Source organism: Bradyrhizobium sp. CCBAU 45394 (genome assembly GCF_028128655.1).
Taxonomy (GTDB): Bacteria; Pseudomonadota; Alphaproteobacteria; order Rhizobiales; family Xanthobacteraceae; genus Bradyrhizobium; species Bradyrhizobium diazoefficiens.
The window spans coordinates 172,442-187,347 of the sequence record NZ_LBIX01000174.1; the positions used below are offsets into that span (position 1 = coordinate 172,442).

Annotated in this window: 11 protein-coding genes; 7 read left to right on the top strand and 4 right to left on the bottom strand. The window is 64.9% G+C overall.

Annotated features, from left to right (window positions below; all coding sequences use genetic code 11):
* Positions 1 to 59 precede the first annotated feature (59 nt).
* The 5 genes from WN73_RS34080 (at position 60) to WN73_RS34100 (ending at position 6,291) form a co-directional block, all read left to right on the top strand.
* Positions 60 to 1,466 (top strand): aspartate aminotransferase family protein, encoded by a 1,407-nt coding sequence (locus WN73_RS34080; RefSeq protein WP_271556581.1) that lies wholly within the window; start codon positions 60 to 62, stop codon positions 1,464 to 1,466.
* A 20-nt stretch (positions 1,467 to 1,486) separates the two neighbouring features.
* Entirely contained in the window at positions 1,487 to 3,091 is a 1,605-nt protein-coding gene (locus WN73_RS34085) for an ABC transporter substrate-binding protein (RefSeq protein ID WP_271556583.1), read from the top strand.
* Between the two features lie 13 nt (positions 3,092 to 3,104).
* Complete coding sequence (locus WN73_RS34090; protein ID WP_271556585.1) at positions 3,105 to 5,336, top strand: N,N-dimethylformamidase beta subunit family domain-containing protein; 2,232 nt, start codon at positions 3,105 to 3,107, stop codon at positions 5,334 to 5,336.
* A 98-nt stretch (positions 5,337 to 5,434) separates the two neighbouring features.
* The gene (locus WN73_RS34095; RefSeq protein WP_271556587.1) at positions 5,435 to 5,962 is read left to right on the top strand and encodes a carboxymuconolactone decarboxylase family protein; all 528 of its coding nucleotides are present in this window, start codon (positions 5,435 to 5,437) and stop codon (positions 5,960 to 5,962) included.
* A 26-nt stretch (positions 5,963 to 5,988) separates the two neighbouring features.
* Entirely contained in the window at positions 5,989 to 6,291 is a 303-nt protein-coding gene (locus WN73_RS34100; protein ID WP_027543134.1) for a nucleoside triphosphate pyrophosphohydrolase family protein, read from the top strand.
* Positions 6,292 to 6,307: 16 nt separating this feature from the next.
* Here the strand turns inward: WN73_RS34100 and glsA are convergent, their stop codons facing one another.
* From glsA to WN73_RS34120, 4 genes are all read right to left on the bottom strand, one after another.
* Positions 6,308 to 8,149, bottom strand: a complete 1,842-nt coding sequence (gene glsA, locus WN73_RS34105) for a glutaminase A (protein ID WP_271556590.1) — start codon at positions 8,147 to 8,149, stop codon at positions 6,308 to 6,310.
* 20 nt (positions 8,150 to 8,169) lie between these two features.
* A complete protein-coding gene (locus WN73_RS34110; protein ID WP_271556592.1) occupies positions 8,170 to 10,245 on the bottom strand; it encodes a TRAP transporter permease in 2,076 nt (691 codons plus the stop codon).
* A 36-nt stretch (positions 10,246 to 10,281) separates the two neighbouring features.
* The gene (locus WN73_RS34115) at positions 10,282 to 11,448 is read right to left on the bottom strand and encodes a TAXI family TRAP transporter solute-binding subunit (protein WP_271556594.1); all 1,167 of its coding nucleotides are present in this window, start codon (positions 11,446 to 11,448) and stop codon (positions 10,282 to 10,284) included.
* A 314-nt stretch (positions 11,449 to 11,762) separates the two neighbouring features.
* Positions 11,763 to 11,984 carry a biotin/lipoyl-containing protein gene (locus WN73_RS34120; RefSeq protein ID WP_011086715.1) on the bottom strand — a complete coding sequence of 74 codons (222 nt, stop codon included), beginning with the start codon at positions 11,982 to 11,984 and terminating at the stop codon, positions 11,763 to 11,765.
* Between the two features lie 94 nt (positions 11,985 to 12,078).
* On the opposite strand from WN73_RS34120, the gene WN73_RS34125 reads away from it, so the two are divergent.
* Both WN73_RS34125 and WN73_RS34130 read left to right on the top strand, forming a co-directional pair.
* Positions 12,079 to 13,053, top strand: coding sequence for an IclR family transcriptional regulator (locus tag WN73_RS34125; protein ID WP_271556597.1), 975 nt, complete (start codon positions 12,079 to 12,081; stop codon positions 13,051 to 13,053).
* A complete protein-coding gene (locus WN73_RS34130; protein ID WP_161535259.1) occupies positions 12,983 to 14,542 on the top strand; it encodes an acyl-CoA carboxylase subunit beta in 1,560 nt (519 codons plus the stop codon). The genes WN73_RS34125 and WN73_RS34130 overlap by 71 nt, the downstream gene beginning before the upstream one ends.
* The last annotated feature ends 364 nt before the right edge of the window (positions 14,543 to 14,906 follow it).

The window sequence follows — 14,906 nt, forward strand, 5'->3', positions numbered from 1 at the left end:
CAATTTGGACTGACCAGTTTCCGCGCGACCGGGGTTGGGAATGCTCCGTCGGTGGGACGATGGAGGCTGCGCGCGTGTTCGACAGCAAGCCCAATTCAGCCGACGCGCGCGACATCGCGTTCCATCTGCACTCGCAGACCAACCCACAGCGTCATGCAGAAATCGGACCGCTGATCATGGCGCGCGGCGAGGGCGTCCATGTCTATGACGCGAGCGGCAAGCGTTATCTGGAAGCGATGGCCGGGCTCTGGTGCACCTCGCTCGGCTTTTCCGAGAAGCGCCTCAAGACCGCCGCAGCGGCGGCTTACGACAAGTTCGGCTTCTATCACAGCTTCAATCACAAGACGCCGGATAACACGATCGATCTCGCCGAGAAGCTGGTCGAAATCTCGCCGATCCCGGATGCGCAGGCCTATTTCGCAACCTCAGGCTCGGAAGCCACCGAGACGATGGTGAAGCTCGCCTGGGTGTATCACGCGGTTCGTGGCAAGCCCGGGAAACGGAAGATCATCGCCCGCGACCGCGGTTTCCATGGCTCGACGATCGTTGCGGCTTCGATGTGCGGCCTGCCGCGCATGCACCGTGAATTCGGCCTCCCGCTCGACGGTTTCCTGCACACGCATTGCCCGGATGCTTATCGCGGCACCAGGCCGGGCGAGAGCGAGGCGGCGTTCGTCGATCGCCTCGCCGCCGATCTCGAAGCGCTGATCATGGCCGAGGGGCCCGACACGATCGCTGCCTTCATCGCCGAGCCGATCAACGCCGGCGGCGGCATCGTCGTGCCGCCGAAGGGATATTTCGCTGAGATCGAGGCGGTGCTGCGCCGTCACGACATCCTGGTGCTTGGCGACGAGGTGGTCTGCGGCTTCGGCCGCACCGGCAACTGGTTCGGCTGCGAGACGGTCGGCATGAAGCCGGACATGGTGGCGCTCGCCAAGGGCATCACCTCGTCCTACTTCCCGATGTCCGCCGTGTTGCTGGGACGTCCGATCCGGGATGCGCTCAGCGAGATGAACAAGGGCGGCGAGCTGTTCGGCCACGGTTTCACCAATTCCGGGCACCCGGTCGGCGCGGCCATCGCGCTCGAAACGCTGAAGATCTATCACGAGATGGATGTGGTCCCGCATGTCCGCCGCATGGGCAGCCGGCTCCGCGCCGGGCTGGAGCAGATCGCGCGGGATTCGCGCATCGTCGGGCAGGTGCGCGGCGAGGGACTGATGATCGGGGTCGAACTCGTCGCCGACCCCGCGACGCGGCAGGCCTTCGATCCCGCGTTGAAGGTCGGCGCGATGTTCGACACCCTCGCGATCGAGAATGGCCTGATCATCCGCGCGATGGGCGACACGATCGGATTCTGTCCGCCGCTGATCATCGACGAAGCCGGGGTTGACGAGGCGCTCGACCTTTTCGGTCGGACCTTGTTCAGCGCCGAAGCGAAGCTTGCCGAGAAACGTCCATCTGCGTAACCCGTTGAGGAGACCATAGCATGCGCCGTCGAGACCTGCTCCGATCCACACTGGGCGCCGGTCTTGGCGTCGCCTTGGGCTCGACTTTTCCAATGCCGCGGCTGGCCCGCGCGCAAGGCTCGCGCGTGCTGCGCTTCGTGCCGCAGGCCGATGCCGCAATTCTCGATCCGATGATCACCACCGGTCTGGTCAACCGGAACCACGGCTTCCTGATCTGGGACACCCTCTACGGCGTCGATGAGAAATTCCAGGTTCAGCCGCAGATGGTCGCCGGCCATACCGTGGAGAACGACGGCAAGCTCTGGACGATGACGTTGCGGGATGGCTTGAAATTCCACGACGGTGAGCCTGTGCGCGGACGCGACGTGGTGGCGAGCCTGAAACGCTGGGCCTCGCGCGATGCTTTCGGCAATTCACTCTTCAACCTGGTCGACGAAGTCTCGGCGCCTGATGACAAGACCGTGCGCTGGCGTCTCAAGTCGCCGTTTCCGCTGCTGCCGGAAGCGCTCGGCAAAGTGGGCGCCATCGTCGCCTTCATCATGCCGGAACGTCTTGCACAGACGGACAGCGTGACGCCGGTCAAGGAGCTGATCGGCTCCGGTCCGTTCAAGTTCCAGGCCGATCAGCACGTGCCCGGCGCGCGTCTGGTCTACACGCGTTTCGACGGCTACGTGCCGCGCCCCGAGGGGACGCCGAGCTTGCTGGCCGGTCCGAAGATCGCGCATTTCGACCGGGTCGAGTGGCAGGTCATCCCGGATCCCGCGACGGCGGCGGCCGCACTTCAGCAGGGTGAGATCGACTGGTGGGATCAGCCCATCGTCGACCTGTTGCCGAAGCTGAAGGGCAACAAGGCGCTGAATGTCGAACTGCTCGACCCGATCGGCAATGTCGGCGTGCTGCGCTTCAACCACACGCAGCCGCCCTTCGACAACCCGGCCATCCGTCGCGCGGTGCTCTCCGCCATCAGCCAGAAGGAGTTCATGTCCGCGGTCGCGGGAGAGGACAGCAGTCTCTGGCGGGACAAAATCGGCTTCTTCGCGCCCGGCGGCAACATGGCGAACGATGCCGGCATGGAAGCGCTGACCGGCCCCCGGGATATCGCCGCCGCGGCCAAGGCGATCAAGGACGCCGGCTACAAGGGCGAGAAAGTGCTGCTGATGGCGCCGGGCGATTTCCCTGTGATCGGGCAGATGAGCGAAGTCGCGGCCGATCTGTTCCGCAAGCTCGGTTTCAATCTCGACTACGCGGCGATGGACTGGGGCTCGATGCTGCGGCGCATGGGCAACCGCGAGACGCCGGACAAGGGCGGATACAGCGCCTTCTGCACCTATTCCGCGGGCGTCACGCAGCTGAATCCTTCGGCGCATAACTTCATCCGCGGCAGCGGCGACAAGGCAACGTTCGGCTGGGCGAAGAGCGAGAAGCTGGAACAGCTGCGGGATGCCTGGTTCGCCGCTCCCGATGCCGCCGCGCAGGCCAGGATCGGCGTCGAGATGCAGAAGCAGTGCTTTATCGACGTTCCCTATGTTCCGCTTGGTGTCTTCTATCAGCCGACCGCTTACAAGAAGAGCCTGACGGGCATGCTCAAGGGCCTGCCGTTGTTCTGGAACGTGCGCGGCGCCTGAAGAGGGATTTTCGATGCTTCCGATCACCGGCTATGCGGACCGCTGGAGCGTGCGCTCCGGCGACGCCATCAACTTCATGATCGCGGTCAAGGGCGGCGGCCGCTACTCGGCGCGGATCGCGCGCGTGATCTGTGGCGACCCGAACCCGAAGGGGCCCGGCTATCGCGAGATTCCGGTCAAGTGGGATCTCGAAGGCCAGCACGATGGCATCGAGCAGACCATCGCAAAGGGCTCATGGGTCGATGTATCAGCACTGGCGTTGCCGACAGGTCCGATCGCCTTTGCCGCGACCGTCTGGCCGACCCTGCTCGCCGCGGGCAGGCAGGCCGTGCTGAACTGGGCGGGCGCTGGCGGCGCGCTGACGCTTGGCGTCGGCAAGGCGGGCGCTTCTGCGCGGCTTGTCGTTGGCGAGACAACATTCGAGGTCGAGACCGGCATCGCGCTCACCGAGCGGGCGTGGCACGATATCGCGTGTCTGTTCGACCCGGTGACCGGATCGCTGGCGATCGCACAGGCCCCCCGCAAGATCAGGCTCGACCGCGACGAGCGCGCGACGAAAACGCTGGGCGCGCCGCGCACCGCGTTGGCCGGCATGGGGGCCGTCGCGATTGCGGCGGAGCGCGCAGGGCAAGGCGCAGTCCACCATTTCAACGGCAAGATCGAACGGCCGCGCATCACCGATGGCGGTGCGGGCCTTGAGGGCGTCATCGCCGTGCAAGGCTCTGGAGCCGCGGCCCCGGCCGTCGCCGAATGGGATTTTTCCATCGGCATTCCGACCGACATTGCGACCGATATCGGTCCTTCCAGGGCGCACGGCGTTTGCATCAATTTGCCGACGCGCGCGATGACGGGATCGCGCTGGACAGGCGGCGTGACGCATCGCTGGACAGAGGAGCCGAAGCTCTGGGGCGCGATCCATTTCCACGACGACGATATCGGCGATTCCGGCTGGCAGCCGTCGCTGACCTTCACCGTGCCGGACGACTGGAAGAGCGGCGTCTATGCGCTGCACCTGGAAAAGGACGGCGCGCGCGACAACATCGTCTTCTATGTCCGCGCCCGCATACCGGGATCGCAGGCCAAGGTGGCATTCCTCGCCCCGACCTTCAGTTACACGGTCTATAGTCAGTATCAGAAGAAGGGCAGGCAAGCCCTGATCACGGAGCGGTCACTGGCCTGGGGCGCGCTGGCGCAGGCGCCGGACGGCCATCCCGAATACGGCGTGTCGCCCTACAACTTCCATTCGGACGGCAGCGGCGTGGTGATGTCGACCATGCGCCGGCCGCTGATCGACAAGCGCGTGAACCAGATCCACCTCGTCGATCCCAGCGACTACGGTTCCGGCCTGTACTGGATCTCCGCCGACAGCGCCATCACCGATCTTCTGACCCGCAAGGGCATCGACTTCGAAGTCATCACCGATCACGACGTCCATGCCGAAGGCGTCGATCTGCTGTCGAAATATTCCGTGGTTCTGACCGGCCAGCATCCGGAGTACCACACGCACGAGACGCTCGATGCGCTCGGTGCTTATATCGGCAATGGCGGCCGCTTTATGTATCTCGGCGGCAACGGCTTCTACTGGAAAGTGGTGCCGCACGCGACGGGTACCTGGGCTTTCGAGCTGCGACGCGCCGAGGGCGGCATCCGGCTCTGGGAAACGCTCCCCGGCGAGAGCTATCATGCTTTCGACGGGTCCTATGGCGGCCTCTGGCGACGGCTCGGCCGCCCGCCGCAGGCGCTGGTCGGCGTCGGCTTCAGTACGCAAGGGGAGTACATGGGCTTCCCCTACACCTTCCTCGACGGCATTCTCGATCCGCGCGTCGCATTCATGCGCGAGGGCATCGAGGATCTGGCAAGGCCGGGCGCCAAGCTCGGCGAGCGCGGCTTCATGGGCGGTGGCGCCGCAGGCCACGAGCTCGACCGCGCCGACACGCGCCTCGGCACGCCGCATCATGCGATCATCATCGGCCGGGCCGTACTTACCGATCCGACCTATCAGCCGGTCAATGAAGAGCGCTACGACCACACCTGGCCGGCGTCGCGCGAGGAGATCATCCGTTCCGACCTGACCTTCTTCGAGACGCCGAATGGCGGCGCGGTCTTTTCCGTCGGCTCGATGAATTTCATCGGTGCGTTGCCGGTTGACGGCTACAACAACGTGGCGGCCCTGCTGGTGACCAATATCGTCCGCCGCTTTGCCGATTCCACGCCGTTCCAGGCGCCGAAAGCGTCAACCGCGTAGCGATGACGCGATGCGCGATGATGTTGCGCTTGCGTCAGCGCAAGATTAGTCTTGGGAACTCCGAAAAACGACAACAAGACCAAGACCCAAGGTGACTGATGGCCCGTATCAACTACAGCGACCCGTCCAAGGCGTCCGATCGCACCCGCGAAATCCTCGACAAGAACCGCCACGCCAACATCTTCCGGATGATGTCGCATTCGCCGAGCTATTTTGAGCAGTATTGCCGGCTCGGCGGGGCCATCCGCCACAAGGGCGAGCTCGATCCGGTCGTGCGCGAGCTCGCCATCACGCGCACCGGCATCCTGTGCGAGGCGCCGTACGAGATCGTCGCCCACAAGCGCATCGGCAAGAATGTCGGCGTCACCGACGAGCAGAACGAGGCGCTGGAGAACTGGCAGGCCGCGAGCTGCTTCAATGAGGTGCAACGCGCCGCGCTCGCCTTCACCGACGAGATCGTCAAGCTGAACAAGCCGACGGACGCGACCTTCAGGGCGATCGCATCGAGGCTGACGCCGGCCGCGCTGGTCGAGCTGCAGCTCTCGGTCGGCTTCTACATCATGACGTCGAAATTCCTGGAGACGTTCGAGATCGATCTTCAGCCGGTCACGGAAGTGGTTGGCTGATCCGAAAGCCGGGGCGAGGGATGCCGATGACGATCGATGAATATGCGGCCTGGGCCGCAAGCGTTGCGAAAGTCGATGAGCATCCGTCGAACGAGCGGCTGTCCTATCTCGGGCTCGGCCTCGCCGGTGAATCGGGTGAGGTCGCCGACCACATCAAGAAGCTGCTGCGCGATGACTGGCTCGACAAGGCGGGTCTCGTCGAAGAGCTCGGCGATGTCATCTACTACTGGGCCTGCCTGTGCGCCGCGACCGGCCAGCAGCCATCCGAATTGCTCAAGGCTAGCGCCGCCAAGATCAGGCGGCGGATCAGCGAGGCGGCAAGCCGATAAGCCATACCGGCGTCGCTCAGGTCGACGTCAAAATATCCACCTTGGCGTTGGCGACAATCAGGCGATCGGCAAGCAGCTGCGCCAGGTTGCGCATGATGCGCTCGGAGGCGCGCGGGTGCTGCTCGCGGAAGCGCTCAAAATCCTTCAGCGGGGCTTCGAAGGCTGTCGCCGCCATGTCGGCGAAGACGTCGGCCGAGCGGGTTTGCTCGAGCAGCGCCATCTCGCCGAACGCCATGCCGGCAGTGAGCGTCGCCAGCCGCACGCCGTCGGGCAGCGTGACATGCACCGCGCCGCTGCGCAGGAAGAACAGGGCATCGGCGGGATCGCCTGTCGTGAGGATCTTTGCGCCGGACTGATAGGTCCTGATGGTGCAGATCGCGCCGAGCTCCGCCAGCTCGTCCGCGCTGAGACCTTCCAGCAGCGGCTGCTCGGCAAGCTCGGTGGTCTCGTGGAAATCGATCGAACCGCCATAGCGGTAGACGATCTGGTCTTCGGCCCATTCGATCGCGGTGTCGAGCAGGTAGAAGTCGCGGACGTTCTTCAGCTCCGCGGTCCACTCTCGCAGGCTATTCCACTCCTTCGAGGCACGCCTGACGCCCGATAGCACCACCGTGACGTTCAGCGCGGCGAACTCCTCGAAAGCCTCGGCCACGAGCCGCGCGCCGGCGCGCGTGGTGGAGGTGACGCGGTGAAGGTCGAAGATCACGAATTGCGGCCGTGGCCGGCCCGCGAGCCGCCGCGACACGTAGTCGACCGCCGACAGCGACAGCGTGCCGACCAGCTCGATGATCCGCACCTCCTGCTCGTGCGCGGCCAGGATCTCTCGCTCCTGCGCGCGGCGCACGCGCCGCGACGGGCTCTTGCCGATGTCGTAGTCGGCGATGACGGCGTTGCGCGCGTCGTCGCTGCGGTTGAGCATGTGCAGGTCGTAATGCGAGGACAGCGCCTCGCAGACCTTGATGCCGCGTACGCTGTTGCCGTGCTTGTCGAGTTTCGGCGAATAGCTGCCGAGCCCGAGCCGGGCTGGGAGCGCCGCCAGAATGCCGCCGCCGACGCCGCTCTTGGCGGGAATGCCGATGCGGTAGATCCATTCGCCGGCATAGTCGTACATGCCGGAAGACGTCATCACCGACAGCGTGCGCGAGATCGCGTAAGCGCTCATCACCTGCTCGCCGGTCACCGGATTGATGCCGCGATTGGCGAGCGTTGCCGCCATCACCGCGATGTCGCGCGCCGTGACCAGCACCGCGCATTGCCGGAAATAGACGTCGAGCACGGCGGCGACGTTGTCCGAGATCACCGCATTGGTCTTCAGGAGATAGCCGATGGCGCGGTTGCGGTCGCCGGTCTGGCTCTCCGAGCTGTAGACGGCCTCGTCCACGGCGAGATCGCGCCCGGCGAAGCGGCTGAGCGCAAGGCGGATCTGCTCGAAGGCCTCCGCGCCCTTGCTGTCGTAGATCAGTCCGGTGCACGCGATCGCGCCGGCATTGACCATCGGGTTGAACGGGTGGTTGTCGGAATTGAGCCGGATCGAGTTGAAGGGATCGCCCGACGGCTCGACGCCGATCGCGCTCTCGACGCGGCCGGCGCCCAAAAGATCCAGCGCCAGCGCGAACACGAACGGCTTTGACATCGACTGGATGGTGAAGGACACCCTGGAGTCGCCGACCTCGTAGACATGGCCGTCCAGCGTGGCGAGGCTGATGCCAAAATAGGCAGGGTCGGCCTTGCCCAGCTCCGGAATGTAATCGGCCACCGCGCCGGAGGTTTCGGCGGAGAATTCGTTGAGGCAGGTGTCGAGAAACCGCAGCAAGGGCGGCTTCGAGCGGGTCCAGGCGGAGGCGGGCGGCGGTGTCATCGCCTCCTTGTGCAACGCAATCAGGGCACGCGCAACCCGTCCGGTATCGGCCCTTGCCGTCGGATCAACAGCAGGGCGATCAAAATCGTTGGCGCGAGGATCGCAAGGCCCAGCATGGTGACCTGCATCTGCGACAGCGGCATGATTCCGCCGCCGGGGGTCGCCACCACGAATCCGCCGATCACCAGCAGCACGCGGATCGGCCATTCCAGCGCGCCTGCGCCGCGGAGGTCGCCGACGAAGGGCTGGTAGCCCTGGATGCCGCCGCAGATGAACAGCGTGCCGAACGCGGCCAGTGCCATCAGGCCGAGGCCGGCGAGATAGGGGCTCGACCCCTGCAGCACCAGCGCCGGATTGAGCACGAAGAAGAACGGGATGAAGTAGATGATGCTGCCGACCCACATCGATTCCCAGCCCGTCTTCATCGCGGGCGAGCCGGCGATGCCCGCGGCGGCGAAAGAGGCGATCGCAACCGGCGGCGTGATCGACGACAGCATGCCCCAGTAGAAGATGAACATGTGCACCGCCATCCTGTTCAGCCCGAGCTTCTCCAGCGCCGGCGCGACCAGGATGGCGAGGAAGATGTAGCAGGCCGTCGTCGTCAGTCCGAGGCCGAGAATGAGGCTGGTGAGGGCGCACATGCCGAGCAGCAGGAAGGGATTGTCGCCGGCAATATGCAGCAGGTCATTGGCGAGGCTCGACACCACGCCGGTCATCGAGAATGCGCCGATCAGGAGGCCGCAGCCGGCGAGGATGCCGACCAGCTCGACGAAGGTACGGCCGTTGACCTCGAGGAATTTGCCGATCGTTGCGAGCGTCCAGCGTGTGTCCTTGGAGAAGAACTGGTTGAGCACCAGCAGCAGCGCGGTGGCGTAGAACGGTGCGTGGCTCTCGCGCTTGAAGTAGAGCAGCATCACGATCAGGAGCGCGATGACGAAGACGTAGTACCAGCCGTCCTTGATCGTATCCATGATCCGCGGCAGCTCGGCGCGCGGAATGCCCTTGAGACCGTGGCGCGCCGCGTAGGCGTCGACCTGCATGAACAGGCCGACGTAATAGAGCGCCGCCGGAATGATCGCGGCGACCGCGACGTCGGCGTAGCTGACATTGAGGAACTGCGCGATCACGAAGGCGGTCGCGCCCATCACCGGCGGCGCCAGCACCGCGCCCGTGGAGGCGCAGGCCTCGATCGCGCCGGCATAAGAGGCGCGAAAGCCGCTCTTCTTCATCACGGGGATGGTCATGGTGCCCGCGGTGAGCACGTTGGAGATGATCGAGCCCGACATCATGCCGAGCAGGCCGCTGGCAAAGATGCAGACCTTCGCCGCGCCGCCGCGGAACGTGCCGCACAGCGCGAAGGCGAGGTTGATGAAGAATTTGCCGGCCCCCGTCATCATCAGCGCGGTGCCGAACACGAGGAAGCCGATCACGGTGTCGGCAAAGGCCTGGATGGGAATGCCGAGCAGGCTCTCGCCCGACAGCACGTGATAGGCGGTGGCCTGCTCCAGCGTCGATTGCGTGCCGCGGAACGGACCTAACCAGCCGGATTCGGCGAACAGCGGATAGACGGTGAAGGGAAACACGCTCAGCAGCAGGCTCCAGCCGCCGGTGCGGCGCAGCGCCTCCAACAGCATCACCCACATCACGAGGCCTGCGGCGATCACGCCGTTCGGCGCGCCGCCGAATTCCCAGCCGGCCTCCGCCGCCTTGCGCACGTTCGACATCAACAGCAGCGCGGCCGCGAAGGTCAAGACGAAGAAGACGAGGTCGTACCAGGGAATGCGGTCGAGCGGCGCGCGCTCGGTTCCCGGGAAGATCAGGAAGGTGAAGGGCAGCATCAAGGCGATCAGGAGATAGAAATACTCCGTGTTGAGCTGGGTGTAGCCGATGAAGAAGCGCAGCGAGAACTGCTGGTTGATGCAGAGCAGGATGGTCGCCGCGGTCGCAGTAACCAGCGTCCAGCGCCAGGCGCCGCGCAACGTGCGCACGCGCGTCACCTCGGCTTCCTGCATGTTGCCGGCGGCGCCGTGCGGATCGTCGAACACGACCCGCTTGGCCTCGTCCTTGGGGGCCGTGGAAACTGAAGCAGACGACATGATCGACCCCGATCGTAGGCAGTTAACCGCTGTGGATTAGTCCTCGAACCCGTTCGGCATGTCGGCTTTCGCAAGTGCTGTGGCGCGCGCCTTCATCCAGCCGTCGAGGAACGCCTTGTCGTCGGACGGCGGACTGGACTTGCCGTAGTCCGCCCAGGCGGCTGCGAGCACCTCCTGCCGCTTGATCAGCTTGCTGTTGTGCGCGTCCTGCGCGTCGCTCCATTGCCCGGCTTCCTTCAGCGCCTTCACCGCGCCGGGATGCACCGGCACCACCCAGTTCCTGGTCTGGCGGTCGGCGGCGAGACCGCCGGCGCCGGGCGCGGAGTCCTTGTAGGCGTCGTAGTTCACGATCATCGCCTTGGTGATCGCGTAGACCTGGTCGGGTGCTTGCGAGGCGTAGGTCACGAAGATCGGGTAGGGATAGTTGCCGAGCTCGATCGGCTTGTCCGGCGAGATGCCGGCGCCGCAGGTCGCGACTTGCGGGAAGAAGAACGAGCCGACCTTCTGCATCCGCGCCCAGCCCTCCTTGTCCTTGGCCGGCAGCGACGGCCAGATCAGGCCGCGCGGCGAGGTCTCGGCTTCCTTGGCGGGGCCGGTGATGGTGGTGCCGAAGGCCGCGTCAGTGTCGTTGTTGATCAGGCCCTTCCACATCGCACCGTAGCTGGCGAACTCGACGACCTTGACGTCCTTCTGCGTCAACCCGGCGAAGGCGAGCACCGCGAGCGAGTTCTGGTTCAGCGCGGGCGAGCCCACGACGAATCCGACGCGCTTGCCTTTCAGGTCTTTCAGATCTTTCACGCCGGTATCGGCTGCGACGCCAAGCGAACCGCAATTGCAATCGACGCTCGAGAGCAGGATCTGAAGCGACTGCGGCCCCCATTCTTTGCTGCCGAACTCGAACACGCCTTCCTGCGCGAAATAGGTGCCCGATCCCATCGCCGCCGCCGCGGCACGCTTGGCGCGCAGCGGCGCCAGCCGCGCGACGTCGTTGCCTGCGGGGAGCACGCGCACGTCGGTGCTGTACTTGTCCTTCATCATCTTGCCGACGCCGACCGCGATATTGAAGCCGGCAGTGCCGGTGTCATAGGCGGTGAACGTCAATGTCGGCGGCAGCTTGATGTCTTCGGCCGACGCATAGCGTGTAGACGCAAAAGAAATGCCCGCAACCAAGGCAGGCGCGAGCACGAGCAGCCCACGAAGCATGTTTTCCTCCCAACATCCTCGCTTGGTTCGCGAAGACCTTCTTGCTTGAAAAGATCATGTCATCCGTATCAGGCGATGGCAACGTCGTACCGCGGAGGTGAAGCGGAGGTCTGACAGATTGTCGCGGGCCACTGACGGCGATAGCGCATCGCTCGGCCATGGTTCGAGACGCGCCGTGAGCGGCGCTCCTCACCATGAGGATGTGTGATTTGCTGCGAAAACCGGCCTCATCCCGATGAGCCTGCCAAAAGCGGGCGTCTCGAAGGATGGCCACAAAAAGATTGCGCAACCACGTCAGGCGATGCGCATGCGCTTCAGCTCGCGACGATAGCGATGGCCTGTCCCTCGGCGACGACGTCGTCGAGTTTGACGAGAAGCGATGTGATCGTGCCAGAAGCAGGCGAGGGTACCGGGATCTCCATCTTCATCGCCTCGACCACCACAACGTCGTCACCATCCGCAACGGTTCCTCCAACTTGCACGGGAGTTGCGCAGATACGTCCAGCGACCTCCGTGACGATCTTAATTTCTGGCATGCCATCGCCTTTTTGTTGTCGTCGCAAAATGCCTGAGGTAGCGTCGTCTGCAAGTGGAATTTAATTCCGCACAGCGGAACAGATGGTAGGGAACATGGGACGACGTTCGGAGCGGTTGAGTAGGCAAGGTGCGCTCGCTGGCGAAGCCGGTGAGGGTGATGTCATCCAGGTGGTGTCGCGCGCGTTCGATGTGTTGCGATGCTTCGAGGGCCACGAGGCGCGGCTCGGCAATCTCGAGATTTCAAATCGCTGCGGCCTGCCGCGCTCGACGGTGTCGCGGCTCACGCACACGCTGACGCGCATGGGCCAGCTCGTCTATCTGCCGCGCGACCAGAAATATCGCATCGGCCCGAGCGCGGTGGCGATGAGCGCCTCGATGATGAAGGGCGCGCAGCTGCGCAGCATGATCCGGCAACGCCTGCAAGAGGTCGCTGAGCAACTGCCGGGGACGGTCGGCTTCGTGGTCCCCGATCGCTTCCATCTCGTCTATCTCCAGTTCGCGCGATCCGCGACTGCGCTCGGCCTGCATGAAGGCACCGGCAGCCGCATCTCGATGGCCTCGACCGCGGCAGGCGCAGCCTACACCGCGGCGCTGGCGCCCGAGGTCGGCGATGCCTTCATTGCGGACATGGAGCGCGAAGCTCCCGAGGCGGCCAAGATCCTGAAGCCTCGCATCGAAGCCAACCGGCAATCGCTGCGCGAGCGCGGCTATGTCACGGCCTGCGGCCTCTGGAGCCCGCACATCAACGGCCTCGCGGTGCCGATCTGGTCGCCGCAGTACCAGACCTTCGTCGTCATCACGATCGGCCTTCTGTCTGCGATGTACGACGAGCAGCGTCTGCATGCGGAAGTCGCGCCGCTGATGCTCGCGCTGGGCCGATCGCTGGGCAGCCTGCTCGAGGGTGCGGAAGGCGACGTCTTCAACAACCGTATCTCGCGCAAACCGGTCGCAATGGCCGTGCACAACAATAACAAGCCGATCAATTCGGAGGGAGTGAATGACCTGGAAGCCGGAACTCGACGAGCTCGCCCGGCGCGAAGCCTTCGCGCGGGAGATGGGCGGCGTTGACAAGGTCAAGCGACAGCATGACCAGGGCCGGCTGACTGTTCGGGAGCGCATCGACAAGCTGATCGACAAAGGCAGCTTTCACGAGATCGGTGCCGTCTCCGGCATCGGTGAGTACGATTCCAGCGGCGAGTTGCAGAAGTTGACGCCGGCGAACTGCGTGTTCGGCCGCGCGCGCGTGGACGGCCGCACGGTGGTCGTAGTCGGCGACGATTTCACCGTGCGCGGCGGCTCGGCGGATGCATCGATCTCCGCGAAACCGCTGATGGCGGAGGAGATGGCGCACGACTTCCGTCTGCCCATCGTCCGCATCATCGAAGGCTCCGGCGGCGGCGGCTCGGTCAAGACCATCGAGACCAAGGGCGCGGCGAACCTGCCGGGTGGCATCGGCGGCACGCGCTGGTATCGCTTCACGACGGAAAACCTGTCGCAGGTGCCGGTGGTCGCGCTCGGCCTCGGTTCGGTTGCAGGGCTCGGTGCCGCGCGCCTCGCCGCCAGCCACTATTCCATCATGACCCGAAAGTCCGCGATGTTCGTCGCGGGGCCGCCTGTGGTGAAGGCGCTGGGACAGGACCTCTCGAAGGAGGAGCTCGGCGGCGCCGACATCCAGACCCGCGCCGGCGCGATTGACCATGCCGTCGACACCGAGGAAGAGGCGTTCGCCTGCGCGCGGCGCTTCCTGTCCTATCTGCCGTCGTCGGTCTACGAGCTGCCGCCGACCTTGCCCTGCACCGACAATCCCGAGCGTACCGAGGAAGCGCTGATGAACGCGGTGCCGCGCAACCGCAAGCAGGTCTACAAGATGCGGCCGATCATCGAGTCCGTTGTCGACAAGGGCTCGTTCTTCGAGGTCGCGAAGAATTTCGGCAAACCAATCATCGTCGGCCTCGCGCGGCTCGAGGGCAGGGCGGTGCTGCTGCTTGCCAGCGACAGTTTTCACTATGGCGGCTCCTGGACGGCGGATGCGTGCCAGAAGGTGGTGCGCTGGGTCGATTTCGCCGAAACCTTCCATCTGCCGATCGTCTATCTCATGGACTGCCCCGGCTTCATGATCGGGCTCGATGCCGAGAAGGCGGCGACCATCCGCCACGGCGTCCGCGTCATGGCCGCGGTCAACCAGACCACCGTGCCCTGGTGCACCGTGATCCTGCGTAACGCGTTCGGCGTCGCCGGCGTGGTGCATCAGCCGGCCGACCGCTTCTCGATCCGCTACGCTTGGCCGTCGGCCTATTGGGGCTCGCTTCCGCTCGAAGGCGGCATTGAAGCGGCCTACCGCGCCGACATCGATGCGGCCGAGGACAAGGCGGCGAAGCTGAGGGAGATCGAGGAGCGGCTGAACAAGCTGCGCTCGCCGTTCCGCTCGGCCGAGAAGTTCTGGGTCGAGGAGATCATCGATCCCAGGAAGACGAGATCGTTGCTCTGCGAGTTCGCAAGGCTGGCCGAGCCGCTGCGAAAAGCCGGACCGCCGGAGAACATGACGATCAGGCCGTAGGCGGCCCGGCGCGTCACAGAGGCGCGAAAGTCCCGAATCGGACCGACAGGCCCCCCCTTGCCAAGAGCGGGACGGGTTTTCCGCCGCTTGCGATCTGCCTGGAGACGGCGCGCGGCCGTGCCTGATAGCGCCGGTCGTGAGGCCGCAACGGGCGTAGGGGGCACCTGTTACCGCTTACCCGCGGGTGTCTGCGATCGCGTTTAACCGACGTTAATGATGCCTTCTCAATATGATACATCCAACCTGTTGCAGCCCATGTTGTGGATTGCTCGTAAGTCTTGATTAAGGGAGCCCTCCGCATATTCCGCCCATGACGGCGAGCGCCGGGATCGAAACCCGGCAGTCTTTTCCGTCGATTTCAGGG

Coding starts and splice junctions, on each gene's coding strand:
- WN73_RS34080 (WP_271556581.1), top strand. CDS start 60: ATGGAGGCTGCGCGCGTGTTCGACAGCAAGCCCAATTCAGCCGACGCG.
- WN73_RS34085 (WP_271556583.1), top strand. CDS start 1,487: ATGCGCCGTCGAGACCTGCTCCGATCCACACTGGGCGCCGGTCTTGGC.
- WN73_RS34090 (WP_271556585.1), top strand. CDS start 3,105: ATGCTTCCGATCACCGGCTATGCGGACCGCTGGAGCGTGCGCTCCGGC.
- WN73_RS34095 (WP_271556587.1), top strand. CDS start 5,435: ATGGCCCGTATCAACTACAGCGACCCGTCCAAGGCGTCCGATCGCACC.
- WN73_RS34100 (WP_027543134.1), top strand. CDS start 5,989: ATGACGATCGATGAATATGCGGCCTGGGCCGCAAGCGTTGCGAAAGTC.
- glsA (WP_271556590.1), bottom strand. CDS start 8,149: ATGACACCGCCGCCCGCCTCCGCCTGGACCCGCTCGAAGCCGCCCTTG.
- WN73_RS34110 (WP_271556592.1), bottom strand. CDS start 10,245: ATGTCGTCTGCTTCAGTTTCCACGGCCCCCAAGGACGAGGCCAAGCGG.
- WN73_RS34115 (WP_271556594.1), bottom strand. CDS start 11,448: ATGCTTCGTGGGCTGCTCGTGCTCGCGCCTGCCTTGGTTGCGGGCATT.
- WN73_RS34120 (WP_011086715.1), bottom strand. CDS start 11,984: ATGCCAGAAATTAAGATCGTCACGGAGGTCGCTGGACGTATCTGCGCA.
- WN73_RS34125 (WP_271556597.1), top strand. CDS start 12,079: ATGGGACGACGTTCGGAGCGGTTGAGTAGGCAAGGTGCGCTCGCTGGC.
- WN73_RS34130 (WP_161535259.1), top strand. CDS start 12,983: ATGACCTGGAAGCCGGAACTCGACGAGCTCGCCCGGCGCGAAGCCTTC.